The 12576-nt window shown below is 68.3% G+C and carries 10 protein-coding genes; 9 read left to right on the top strand and 1 reads right to left on the bottom strand.

All coding sequences use genetic code 11. The features are described 5' to 3' along the window. Positions 1-22 precede the first annotated feature (22 nt). The 7 genes from AB7E83_RS21650 (at position 23) to AB7E83_RS21620 (ending at position 8406) form a co-directional block, all read left to right on the top strand. Positions 23-712 carry a hypothetical protein gene (locus tag AB7E83_RS21650; protein ID WP_428572891.1) on the top strand — a complete coding sequence of 230 codons (690 nt, stop codon included), beginning with the start codon at positions 23-25 and terminating at the stop codon, positions 710-712. Then, positions 709-1395, top strand: coding sequence for a GntR family transcriptional regulator (locus AB7E83_RS21645; RefSeq protein ID WP_428572890.1), 687 nt, complete (start codon positions 709-711; stop codon positions 1393-1395). The genes AB7E83_RS21650 and AB7E83_RS21645 overlap by 4 nt, the downstream gene beginning before the upstream one ends. 66 nt (positions 1396-1461) lie before the next feature. After that, on the top strand, positions 1462-2934 hold the full coding sequence (locus AB7E83_RS21640; protein ID WP_428572889.1) for a 4-hydroxyphenylacetate 3-hydroxylase family protein: 1473 nt from the start codon (positions 1462-1464) through the stop codon (positions 2932-2934). Beyond that, positions 2931-3485, top strand: a complete 555-nt coding sequence (locus AB7E83_RS21635) for a flavin reductase family protein (protein ID WP_428572888.1) — start codon at positions 2931-2933, stop codon at positions 3483-3485. Before AB7E83_RS21640 ends, AB7E83_RS21635 begins: the two co-directional genes overlap by 4 nt. Continuing rightward, entirely contained in the window at positions 3475-4953 is a 1479-nt protein-coding gene (locus AB7E83_RS21630) for an NAD-dependent succinate-semialdehyde dehydrogenase (RefSeq protein WP_428572887.1), read from the top strand. Before AB7E83_RS21635 ends, AB7E83_RS21630 begins: the two co-directional genes overlap by 11 nt. Before the next feature lie 121 nt (positions 4954-5074). Beyond that, positions 5075-7201 (top strand): sensor histidine kinase, encoded by a 2127-nt coding sequence (locus AB7E83_RS21625; RefSeq protein WP_428572886.1) that lies wholly within the window; start codon positions 5075-5077, stop codon positions 7199-7201. A 224-nt stretch (positions 7202-7425) separates the two neighbouring features. Next, positions 7426-8406, top strand: a complete 981-nt coding sequence (locus tag AB7E83_RS21620; protein ID WP_428572885.1) for a Bug family tripartite tricarboxylate transporter substrate binding protein — start codon at positions 7426-7428, stop codon at positions 8404-8406. Between the two features lie 5 nt (positions 8407-8411). Here AB7E83_RS21620 and AB7E83_RS21615 read toward each other — a convergent pair whose 3' ends face one another. Further along, a complete protein-coding gene (locus AB7E83_RS21615) occupies positions 8412-9380 on the bottom strand; it encodes a LysR family transcriptional regulator (protein WP_428572884.1) in 969 nt (322 codons plus the stop codon). A 55-nt stretch (positions 9381-9435) separates the two neighbouring features. Here AB7E83_RS21615 and AB7E83_RS21610 point away from each other — a divergent pair, with 55 nt between their 5' ends. Together AB7E83_RS21610 and AB7E83_RS21605 are read left to right on the top strand one after the other, a co-directional pair. Next, positions 9436-10677: a CaiB/BaiF CoA transferase family protein gene (locus AB7E83_RS21610; protein WP_428572883.1), complete on the top strand. Its 1242-nt coding sequence runs from the start codon at positions 9436-9438 to the stop codon at positions 10675-10677. 32 nt (positions 10678-10709) lie between these two features. Next, positions 10710-12410, top strand: coding sequence for an N-acyl-D-amino-acid deacylase family protein (locus AB7E83_RS21605; protein ID WP_428572882.1), 1701 nt, complete (start codon positions 10710-10712; stop codon positions 12408-12410). Positions 12411-12576: the final 166 nt, after the last annotated feature.

The following is a 12576-nucleotide window of genomic DNA, read 5'->3' as shown; positions in this document are numbered from 1 at the left end:
TGCAAACGATTTTTGGAAATTCATGAAAACCGCCGGCCACGCGATCCTCTTCTCCGAAATGACGCCTCCTACCGCGTCCGTTAGCGAGTTCCATGCCTGGTACGACACGGAGCACATCCCGATCCGCATGCGGAGCCCAGGGTTCGTCTCGGCGCAGCGATACCGGCTGCTCGACGCACCTTCCTATCTCGCGGTTTACGAGCTGGAGGCCAAGGGCGCGCTGGACACCGAGGCGTATCGGAAGATCAAGACGCAGCCTTCCGATCTCACGGCGCGCATGCTGGGCGAAGTGACCGGCTTCACCCGCTACACCTGCGAGCAGATCGGGGAGGCGTGGGGCGGCAACTTCGACGCGACCACGGGGCTGGAAGCGCCCGTTCTGTATGCCGTGTGGTTCGACGTCCCGCAGGAGCGCCAGGAGGAATTCGACGCCTGGTACGAGCAGGACCACGTGCCGACGCTGCTGGAATGCGCCGACTGGCGCGGCGCGCGCCGCTTCTCGGTGGCCTCCGGCGAGCCGCGTACCTTCACCCGGCTCGCGCTGCATTACATCGAGACGCCGGGCGCACTCGATTCGCCCGAGCGCGCGAAGGCGCGTGCCTCGCCATGGCGCGCGAAGCTGGCCGAGGAAAGCTGGTTCAAGGGCGCCTACACCGTGTTCGCGAAACACGGCGCGCGTCAACTCGCCACAGGACAGAGGGAATTCGAATGACCGCCGATCTCGACAACGAACTGCGCGTCATCGCGCAGACCGTGCAGTCCCAGGTATGGGAGAAGCTGCGCGGCGCCATCCTCAACGGCACCTTCCGCCCCGGCGAGCGCCTGGTCGAGGCCGACCTGTGCAAGCGCCTCGGCGTGAGCCGCCCCTCGGTGCGCGAGGCGCTGCGCAAGCTCGAGGCCGAGAAGCTGGTCACGACCACGCCGAACAAGGGCGTGTCGATCCCCGTCATGACCTGGCCGGAGGCTTGCGAGATCTACGACGTGCGCGCCCTGCTGGAAGGCGAGGCCTCCTACCGCTGCGCCGAACTGGCCGACGAGGACACGGTGCGCAGGATGCGCGAGGCGCTGCGCCGCTTCGAGACGGCGGTGAAGAAGAACGATGCCGCCGGCCGCGTGACGAGCACGCAGGACTTCTACGACGCCATGCTCGCCAAGTGCGGCAACAGGGTGATCGAGGAGATGCTCAACCAGATTTCCGCGCGCATCAACTACCTGCGTGCGCAGTCGATGTCGCGCCCGGGCCGCGGCGTCCAGAGCGCGAAGGAACTCGGCGAGATGCTCGCCGCGATCGAGAAGAAGGACAAGCGCAGCGCGCGGGCGGCCGCCGTGGCGCACGTGACGAAGGCGCGCGACAGCGCGCGCCTCGTCTTCGACGAAGTCATGGCGGCGGCTTGATCCCGCGAGCGCCGCTGCGAACACACCCTGTCAGTCATCCCCGTCCCCACCTGGAGTAAACCCCAAATGCTCAAGAAAGCCACCTCCACCGGCACGATCCGCACCGGCGCCGAGTACCTGCGTTCGCTCGACGACGGGCGCAACGTCTTCGTCGACGGCGAGCGCGTCGGCGACGTGACGAAGCATCCCGCGTTCTCCGAGACGGCGAAGACCTGCGCGCGCCTCTTCGACGTGGCTGCGGACCCCTCGATGCGCGAACGCATGCGCTACACGGACCCCGACACCGGCCGCTCGCACCTGCGCGCCTACCAGATCCCGAAGACGCGCGAAGACCTGAAGGCCAAGCGCCTCGCCTCCGAGACCTGGGCCGAGGTGTCGTACGGCATGGTCGGCCGCACGCCCGACCACGTGGCGGGCTACTTCGCGGGCTACGCGGCCGTGCCGGAGGTGTTCGCCAAGGGCGGCCAGCAGTTCGCCGACAACGTCTCGAACTTCTACAGAAAGGCGCGCGACAACGACCTGTGGGCGACCTACGCCATCGTGCCGCCGCAAATCGACCGCAGCAAGCCGGGCCACAAGCAGTCGGACCCGACGCTCTACGCGGGCGTGGTGGAAGAGCGCGACGGCGGCATCGTCATCAAGGGCGGCCAGCAGCTCGCGACGGCCGGCGTGTTCTCCGACTACCTGTACCTGAGCTGCATTCATCCGCTCGCGCCCGGCGACGAGAACTACGCCATCGGCGTCGTCATCCCGATGGGCGACCCCAACCTTCGCCTGTATCCGCGCCGCCCCTTCGCCCTGCGTGCGGACAACAAGTTCGACTTTCCGCTCTCCAGCCGTTTCGACGAGACCGACTGCTTCGTCGTCTGCGACAACGTGTTCGTGCCCTGGGAGAACGTCTTCATCTACAAGAACATCGAGGTCTGCCGCGACCAGTGGTGGAAGACCCCCGCGCACTCGTACGGCAACCTGCAGGCGCAGGCGCGCTACGCGACCAAGCTGCGCTTCATGATGGGCATCGCCAAGCGCATGAACGAGATGACCGGCAACGACGCCGCGCCGCCGGTGCAGGTGCAGATGGGCGAGCTCGCCGCGCTGATCGCCATCGTCGAGGGCATGCTCGAGAGCCAGGAGGTCAAGGCCGACATCGACCGCAACGGTGTCGTGTGGCCGTCGAAGACCGCGCTGTATTCGGTGATGGCGCTGCAGTCCGAGATCAACCCGCGCATGCTCGACATCGTGCGCGAGCTCACCGGCTCGGCGATGATCTCGCTGCCCTCGTCGGTGAAGGACCTGACCAGTCCCCACACCGCCGGCGACATCGGGAAGTACATGGCATCGGCGACGTCGGACGCCCGGTCTCGCATCGCGTTGATGCGCCTCGCCTGGGACTTCATCGGCTCGGAGTTCGGCAACCGCAGCGCACAGTACGAGAAGTTCTACGGCGGCGCCTCGTTCCTCGTGAAGATGAACATGTACCGCGCGTTCGACTTCAACCGCTGCACGTCCATGGTCGACGACGCGCTGAACCACGCATGAGCACCGGGGCGGCGACCGTGGACGCGCGGGCTTTCCGCGACGCGCTGGGCCTGTTTCCGACGGGCGTGGCCATCATCACCGCCGTCTCGCCGGGCGGCGAGCGGCTGGGAGCGACCGTGAGCTCGTTCAACTCCGTGTCGCTCGATCCGCCTCTTGTCCTGTTCAGCATCGCGAAGAGCGCGAAGGCCTTCGACGAATGGAGCAAGGTCGATGCGTACGCGGTCAACGTGTTGAGCCAGGACCAGTCGGACATGTCGAGCCGCTTCGCGCGGCCGATGTCGAACAAGTGGGAAGGCGTGATGCCGAGGCAGGGCGCGTATGCGGGCCTGCCGCTCTTGAACAACTCGCTCGCCTGGTTCGAGTGCAAGCCTTATGCGCAATACGAAGGCGGCGACCACGTCATCTTCGTCGGCGAGGTGATGGCGATGCAGGCGCGCGTGGGCACGCCGCCCAAACCGCTCGTGTTCTACCGCGGGCAATACCGCCGGCTCGAAGAGGCGGCCATGGGCGATCTGCCGTATTCCGACGGGATGCTGCTTCATGGCTGGTAGCGGATCGCCCTTGTCCTTTCTCGCCGACCCGACGCTATTGCGCACGGACGCGCTCGTCGGCGGCGAGTGGCTGCGCGGCGCGGCGCGCTTCGACGTGCATGACCCCGCAACGGGGGCGAAGCTCGCCGACGTGGCGAACCTCGGCGCGGCCGACGCCGACGCGGCCATCGCGTTCGCGGATGCCGCCGGCCCCGGCTGGCGGCGCACCACGCCCAAGGCGCGCTCGGCGCTGATGCGCAAGTGGTTCGACCTGCTCACGGACCATGCGGGCGACCTCGCGCGCATCATGACCGCGGAGCAGGGCAAGCCGCTGGCCGAGTCCCTGGGCGAGGTCGCCTACGGCGCGAGCTTCGTCGAGTGGTTCGCCGAGGAGGCGAAGCGCGTCGACGGCGAGGTGCTGCCCTCCTGGGACAACGGCAAGCGCGTGCTCGTGCTGCGCCAGTCCGTGGGCGTGTGCGCCGCCATCACGCCGTGGAACTTCCCTTTGGCGATGATCACGCGCAAGGTGGCGCCGGCGCTCGCGGCGGGCTGCACGGTCGTGATCAAGCCGGCGGAGTTGACGCCCTTGACCGCGTTGGCGGCCGCCGAACTCGCCGTGCGCGCGGGCATTCCGCGCGGCGTCGTCAATGTGCTGACGGCCGATGGCCCGAACAGCATCGCCATCGGAAAATCGCTGTGCGCCAGCGATACGGTGCGCCACCTGAGCTTCACGGGGTCGACCGAGGTCGGCCGCATCCTGATGGCGCAGTGCGCGCCGACAGTGAAGAAGCTCGCGCTGGAACTGGGCGGCAATGCGCCCTTCATCGTGTTCGACGATGCGGACATCGACTCGGCCGTCGAGGGCGCGATCGCATCCAAATACCGCAACGCGGGCCAGACCTGCGTGTGTACGAACCGGATCTACGTGCAGGAGGGCGTGTACGACGCCTTCGTGGACAGGTTTGCCCGGCGCGTCGGGTCGCTCGCGGTCGGCAACGGCTTCGACGACGGCGTGGTGCAGGGTCCGCTGATCGAGCCGGCCGCGCTCGACAGGATGGAGCGGCACATCGCCGATGCGGTGGGCAAGGGCGCTCGCCTCGTCGTTGGCGGCAGGCGGATGCACGGCCAGTTCTTCGAGCCGACCGTGGTGGCCGACGCGACGCGATCGATGCTGTGCGCCCGCGAGGAAACCTTCGGTCCGCTCGCGCCGGTGTTCAGGTTCGAGACCGAGGCGGAGGCCATCGCGCTCGCGAACGACACCGAGTTCGGCCTTGCCAGCTACTTCTACAGCCGCGACGTCGGTCGCATCTTTCGCGTCGGCGAGGCGCTGGAATACGGCATGGTCGGCATCAATACCGGCCTCATCTCCACGGAGCACGTGCCTTTCGGCGGCGTGAAGCAGTCGGGACTCGGCCGCGAGGGCTCGCGCCACGGCATCGACGAGTACGTCGAGATGAAGTACCTCTGCATCGGGGACGTGGACCGCTGAATTGCCGGGCCAGGCGGGCCCGCGATGCCCCTTGTCGCATTGGGGCCGTTCTTGCGTCGGGACGTGCCCCGTGGGATAACTTTCCCGGGAGAGGCGGCGCCCGCAAGCCGCGGAGATACGCGTGAAGAGGCAGCCCGCGCCGATCGGCCGTCTTTTGATCCTGTTGGTGCTGGTCAGCATCCTGCCGGCGGCGCTGCTGGTCGGAGCGTTGCTGGTCTCCGAATATCGCCGGGAGCGCCTGCACTTGGAGACGTCGACAACGGCCACCGCGCGCGCGATGGCGACGGCCATCGACCAGCGGCTGGCGGGGCTGCAGGGCGCCCTGAACGTGCTCGCGACATCTCGCCTGATCGCCCCCGACACCCTGCACGCCTTTCAGGAGCAGGCGCGCGAAGTCCAGTCGATGCAGGGCCTCGCCGTCATCGGGCTCGTCGACCGTGAACTCCGGCCCGTGATGAACACGGCCCAGCCGGTCGGCAGCGCACTGCGGCCGCCGTCGTCGGCCGCGCATCTCGGCGATCTTTTCGTGTCGCGCCGTCCCGTGACGACGAATCTGTTTCGCGGCTCGCTCACCGGCATGCACACTTTCGCAATGGCCGTCCCGGTCGTGCGTGCGGGCGAGGCCCGCTACGCGCTCGTCGGCGGCCTCGCGCCGGAGAGCATGCGCGAAATCCTGCTGCGCCAGACGCTTCCGCAGGGATGGACGGCCGCCGTCGTCGACCGGGAAGGGACCGTCGTCGCACGGTCCGCCGATCACGCGCAATTCGTCGGCGTGCCGGTGCGCGATGCCCTGCGCGGGCGCCTCGATGCCGCGCCCGAGGGCAGCATGGAAGGCACGAGCCTCTCGGGGGTGGACGTGCTCACGACGTTCAGCACCGCGCCGCTCTCCGGCTGGCGCGTGGTCGTGTCGATGCCGCTGGCCGACCTGACCCGGGAACTGCGGCAGGCGCTCACCCTCCTGACCCTGGGGACGCTGGCCGTTCTCGCCGCCAGCATCGCGTTCGCCGTCATCCAGGGCCGTCGGCTCAGCGCCTCGGTTCAGGAGCTGAAGCGCCAGGCCGTGCGGCTGGGCGCGGGCCAGCCGGTCGAGTCGATCGAGGCCAGTTTCCTGGAGGCGCAGGAACTCAGCACGCACGTCGCCCGGGCGTCGAGCGAGTTGCGGCAGGCGAACGCCGAGCTGACCGCGCGCGAGGAAGAGCTGCGCATGGCCAACGATCGGCTCGGCGGCCTCGTGGAGTCGGCGATGGACGGCATCGTCAGCGTCGACGCGCAGCAGAACGTGGTGGTGTTCAACCGCGCGGCCGAGCAGATGTTCGGCAAGTCGCGCGCGGAAGTCGTCGGCCAGAGCCTCGAGACCCTGATTCCCGCGCGGCTGCGGGAGGGGCATCGCCACCACGTCGACGATTTCGGGGCGTCCGGCGCCACCACGCGGCGGATGGGCGCGCTCGGCATCGTGCACGGGCTGCGGGCGGACGGCTCGGAGTTTCCGCTGGAGGCTTCCATTTCGCAGGTCCGGACGTCGCAGGGCCTGCTCTTCACGGCGGTCGTGCGCGACGTGTCCGAGAAGATGCGGGCCGTCGAGGAACTGCGCCAACTTTCGGCGCGGGCGGCGGCGCTGCGCGAGCACGACAAGAAGCGCATCGCCCGCGAACTGCACGACGACATCGCGCAGACGCTCGCGGCGCTGAAGCTCGACATCGCCTGGCTCATCGAGAACGGCAACTTCACGGATGCCGCGCGCACGAAGCTGCGCAGGATGGGGCATGTGCTGAGCGAGGGCATCGTCGGCGTGCGGCGCATCGCGGCGGACCTGCGGCCGGTGATCCTCGACGAGCTCGGCCTGCCCGCGGCGCTGGAGCACCTGGCGGACACGTTCGCCGAGCGCACGGGCGCGCGCTGCATCGTCGACATGGAGCCGGACCTGTACGTCGACAGCGTGCATTCGACCGAGGTCTACCGGATGGTGCAGGAGGCCTTGTCGAATGCGGCCAAGCATGCGGCCGCGACGCGGGTGCAGATCTTCGTGGCGGCCCGCGGAAGAGGCTTGTCGGTGGTCATCGAGGACGATGGCGTCGGCTTCGACGTCGACGCGCCGCGCCGGGGCACGGCCCTGGGCCTCCGGGGACTGCAGGAGCGCATCCAGCTTCTGAACGGCGTCGGCACGCTATGGAGTTCGCCGGGCAAGGGCACGCGGGTGGAGGCGGTCTTTCCCGCGGGGGCGAGCAATCCGGCGGTGCCGGACGGATAGACGTGCGCGGCCGCGCCGCCGGGTCGAAAAGGGCGATGGGGCGGCTGCGATCAAGGCCGCTTAAAAGAAGCTATCAAGTCCTTGTGATGGCTCGACGCGCGACGACCCGTTGTACGGAACGTTGCCTCGCGACGGTTTGACGTTCGCGAGCGGACGCTCGACGCTGTGCGTGGAACATCCCCGTGGCATGCAGTCGCGCCACGTACAACAAACAAGGAGACACCATGCATTCGATCCATCGCCTGAAAGCGACGCTGTGCGGCGCCCTGCTTGCGATCGCGTCCCTCGTCGCAACCCCGTCCGCGCATGCGCAGGACTATCCCAACCGCCCCGTGAAACTCGTCGTCGCGCAGGCTGCGGGCGGCGCGGCGGACGTGCTGGGCCGCGTGCTTGCGACCCGATTGAGCGACGCACTCGGTCAGCAGGTCATCGTCGACAACAAGGCGGGCGCCAACGGCATCATCGGCGTCGAGGCGGTCGCGAAAGCGCCGCCGGACGGCTACACGCTCCTGCTCGGCAGCGCGCCCAATCTCGCGATCAACCCGGCCCTGTACCGCAAGCTCTCCTACGATCCGATGACGGACCTCGCGCCCATCGCGATCCTGGGCCAGGTGTACTACGCGGTGCTCGTGCCGGCCAACTCGCCGGCCAACACGATGAGCGAGTTCATCGCGATGGTTCGCGCCAAGCCGAACCAGTTCAACTATGGCTCGGGCAGCAGCGGCGCGCGCGCCAACATCGAAATCTTCAACACGGCCGCGAAGATCCAGATCAACCACGTTCCGTACAAGAGCAACAGCCAGGCGCTGGTCGACACCGTCGGCGGACGACTCGACATGATCTTCGAGACGACGACCACGGCCGCGCCGCAGTTCAAGACGGGCAAGGTGAAGGTGCTTGCGATCACGAGCCCCGAGCGTCATTTCCTTCACCCGGAAATTCCGGCAGTGGCGGAGGCCGTCCCCGGGTACGAATACTCGTCGTGGGTGTCCGTCAATGCGCCGGCCGGCATTCCGCCCGCGGTACAGCAGCGCCTGACGAACGAGATCGGAAAGATCATGGCGCGTCCCGATGTCATCGAGCAGTTCCGCGCGCTCGGCTTCGAGCCGAAGTACGGCAACGCGAGCGTGCTCGCCACGCGACTTGCCAACGACATCACCCGCTACAAGAAAGCGGTGAAGGACGCGAACATTCCGCTGGAGTGACGCGCTCAAGTCGGCGCGCCGGCCGGAGCCAGCGCGCGCGGGTCCCAGTCCCCCGAATCGATGAGCCCGGTCGCGATCTCCGCAAGGAGCGTCGCGATCTCGCGCGCGGCGAGCGACAGCGGCTGATGCTTGCGCGTGCCGAGCGCCACCGTGCGTTCGATGCTCGGGCCGACCACGCGCGAAGCGCGCAGCACGCCCGCCTGCACTTCGGCGAACACCGCCTGGAAGGGCAGCAGCGCGTAGACGCCGCCGTTGATGACGATGTCCTTCATGAGATGAAGCGAATTCGTCTCGAATGCCACGTCGAGCGAGACCGAGGCACGGCGGGCGATCTGCTCGGCGAGGCTGCGCATGCTGCTCGGGTTCGCGGGCAGGGCGAGCGGCACGCGGTCGAGCCGCGCGAATTCAACCTCGGACGCTTCGCACAAAGGCTCGCCGGTCCTGCCGACGAGATAGGTCTCGCCCATCGCGAGGCGTTGCTCGGACGGGCCGAGCGTCGTTCCGTAGCGATGCAGCACGCCGACATCGATGAGGCCGCTCGCGAGCCACTCGTCGAGGTTGCCGCTGAAGCCCTCGACGACGTTCAGCCGGATGCCGGGAAATCGCTCGCGGGTGCGTTGGAACAGTACCCGGATCAGGGGCCGCGCGGTCGATGCGACCACGCCCACGGTGACGTCGCCGCGCGGCACGCTGCCGTTGGCGAGGATGTCGTCGGAGAACTGGTCCGCCTGTTGCAGCAGCGCCTGCACCTGCGGCAGCACGCGGGCTCCGAGCTCGGTGAGCTTGACGCCGCGGCCCGTGCGGTTGAAGAGGCGGCCGCCGCACTCCTCTTCGAGGGCGGCGATCTGCGCGCTGATGGCCGACTGGTGGACGTCGAGCGCGGCGGCGGCGCGCGTGAGGCTGCCGAGTGTCGCAACCTTGACGAACGTCTTCCATCTGGGGAACACGGTCGCGACGGGTCGAGGGGCTGGCATCTGAATTTCATGATATCCGGTTTAAGTGAATTGAATCTATGAAGAAGTCGCGCGCATGAATACAGTGCCAACCATGGAAGCATCGCCACCCACCAGCGAGCGCGCACGGCTGCCCCTCGCCGGCATCCGTGTGGTCGAGTTCTCGACGATGGTCGCGGGCCCGTTCTGCAGCGCGATCCTCGGCGAATTCGGCGCGGAGATCATCAAGGTCGAGCAGCCCGACGGCGGCGACGCGTTCCGCCGCTTCGGCACGATGACGGAGTCCGGCTCGACGCTGAACTGGCTGAACGAGGGGCGCAACAAGAAGTCGGTGACGCTGGACCTCCGGCAGGTCGAGGGCGCGCGTGTCGCGAAAGAGCTGATCGCGGTGAGCGACGTCGTGATCGAGAATTTCCGGCCCGGCACGATGGAGCGGTGGGGGCTGGGCGAAGACGTGCTGCGCGCGATCCGCCCCGAGTTGATCTTCGTGCGCGTTTCGGCCTATGGTCAGACCGGCCCGTACAAGGACCGCCCCGGCTTCGCGCGCGTTGCGCATGGCTTCGCGGGGCTGAGCTTCCTCGCGGGCGAAGCGGGCGGGCCGCCGGTCATTCCCGGCTCCACCTCGCTTGCGGACTACGTCACGGGTCTGTATGCAGCGGTGGGCGCGCTCGTGGCCCTGATCGGCCGCGGGCACAGCGGCGGGCAGATGGTCGACATCGGCCTGTACGAGGGCGTGTTCCGCATGCTCGACGAACTCGCGCCGGCGTACGCCCGCACGGGCTTCGTGCGCGAGCGCATGGGCGCGGACACGGTGAACGCGGTGCCGCACAGCCACTACGAAACAAAGGACGGGCACTGGGTCGCGCTGGCCTGCACGACGGACCGCATGTTCGCGCGCCTGGCCGAGGCGATGGGCCGGCCCGAACTCGCGGGCGCGGACAGCTACGGGCATGTCGACCGCCGCGTCGAGCATCGCGACGAAGTGAACAGGCTCGTGGCCGACTGGATCAAGAGCCTGCCGCGTGCGCAGCTGCTCGACCGTTGTTTCGAATGCGATGTGCCCATCGGGCCGCTGAACAGCGTCGCGGACATCTTCGCCGACCCGCACTACAAGGCACGCGGCAACCTCGTCACGATGAGGCATCCGCAGGCGGGCGACGTGACGGTACCCAACGTCGTGCCTCGCCTGTCGCGCACGCCGGGGCGGCTCGACACGCTGGGGCCCGCGCTCGGCGAACACAACGACGAGATTTACCGCGGCCTGCTGAAGCTCGATGCGGACCGGCTGGAGACGCTGCGCGCGGCGTCTGTGATCTGAACACTGGATATCTGGACAAACGGAACTTCGAGATGAAACCCGACTACGACATCGTCATTCGCGGCGGCCGCATCGCGGACGGCCTCGGCACGCCGCTCCACGAAGGCGACGTGGCCGTGCGCGACGGCCGCATCGCCGCCGTCGGCAAGATCGCCGGCACGGGCCGCGAAGAGGTCGACGCGAAGGGCGCGGTCGTCGCGCCGGGCTTCGTGGACATCCACACGCACTACGACGGGCAGGCGATGTGGGACTCGCGCCTTGCGTCGTCGAGCTGGCATGGCGTGACGACGGTGGTGATGGGCAACTGCGGCGTGGGGTTCGCGCCCGTGCGTGCGGAAGCGCGCGAGAAGCTCATCGAACTGATGGAGGGCGTGGAGGAGATTCCCGGCGTGGCGCTGCACGAGGGTCTCGACTGGAAATGGGAAACCTTCGCCGAATACATGGATGCCATCGAGCGCATCCCTCACGACATGGACATCTGCGCGCAGCTGCCGCACGGGCCGCTGCGCGTGTACGTGATGGGCGAGCGTGCGCTGCGGCTGGAGCCCGCGAACGCCGACGACATCGCGCGCATGCGCGAGCTCGCCGCCGAGGCGATGCGTGCGGGCGCCATCGGCTTCAGCACCTCGCGGTCGATCAACCATCGCAGCACGAAAGGCGATCCCACACCCTCGCTTCGCGCGGCCGAGGCGGAGCTCATGGGCATCGCCATGGGCTTGCGCGATGCGGGCCGGGGCGTGCTGCAATTGTTGTCGGACTTCGACCAGCCCTCGATGGAGGAGGAGTTCGCGATGCTGCGGCGCGTGGTGGCGCAGTCGGGCCGGCCGCTGTCGTTCAGCCTGTTCCAGAAGCACACCGAGCCGGACAGCTGGCGCAAGTTGCGCGCGATGGTGCATGAGGCCGTGGCCGATGGCCTGGAGATTCGCGGCCAGGTCGCGCCGCGCGCGGTCGGCGTCCTGCTCGGGCTGCAGGCGAGCCTGAATCCGTTCTCGCTGTCGAAGGCCTATCGCGAGATCGCCGAGGAGCCGCTCGCGTCGCGCGTGGCGACGATGCGCCAGCCCGCGTTCAAGTCGCGCGTGCTGGAGGAACTCGAGGGCAAACGGCGTCGACTCGATCTCGACCGCATCTTCGCGCTCGGCGAGCCCGCGGACTATGAGCCCGCCATGGAGATGTCGATCGGCGCGCAGGCGAGGCGCCAGGGCAGGACGATGCTGGATCTCGCGTACGACATGATCCTGGAGGACGAGGGGCGTGCATTGCTGTACGCCGCGCACGCGAATTACCACGGCGGCAACCTCGACGTCTGCCGCGAGCTCATCGCCGACCCCCATACGGTCATCGGCCTCGGCGATGGCGGCGCGCACGTAGGGACGATTTCCGATTCGAGCTTTCCGACCTTTTTGATGACGCACTGGTCGAAAGAGTGCGGCAATGCGGACGGGTTCGATCTCTCGTGGCTGATCAAGCGGCAGACGTCGGACACGGCGCGTGCGATCGGGCTGCGGGATCGCGGTGTGGTGGCGGTGGGGTTGAAGGCGGACCTGAACGTGATCGATCCTTCGAAGCTCGACCTGCCGCCGCCGCGGCTGGAGTTCGATCTGCCCGGCGGCGGCAAGCGGCTGCTTCAGCGCGCGGGCGGCTATCGCATCACGATGGCGTCGGGCGAGATCACGTATCGGGATGGGGAGGCGACGGGTGCGTTGCCGGGGAAGCTAGTGCGGGCGTGTGGATAAGGTCAGAGGACGCTCACCTGCCCTCTGCCGCCCAGGCGCCTAGGAGTGTGGGCGGCAGAAGGGAGTGGCGCGCCCCGGACCGGGACGGGGGCGACCCCTTCCGCGAATGTCCCCCGTCGCGCGCGTGCGCGCTCCTCCTCCTTTACTTCGCTGCAGGGGCCACCCC

The sequence above is a fragment of the Ramlibacter sp. genome, from assembly GCF_050250995.1.
In the GTDB taxonomy this organism is placed as follows: Bacteria; Pseudomonadota; Gammaproteobacteria; order Burkholderiales; family Burkholderiaceae_C; genus Ramlibacter.
This window is presented reverse-complemented; position numbering and strand designations above follow the sequence as displayed.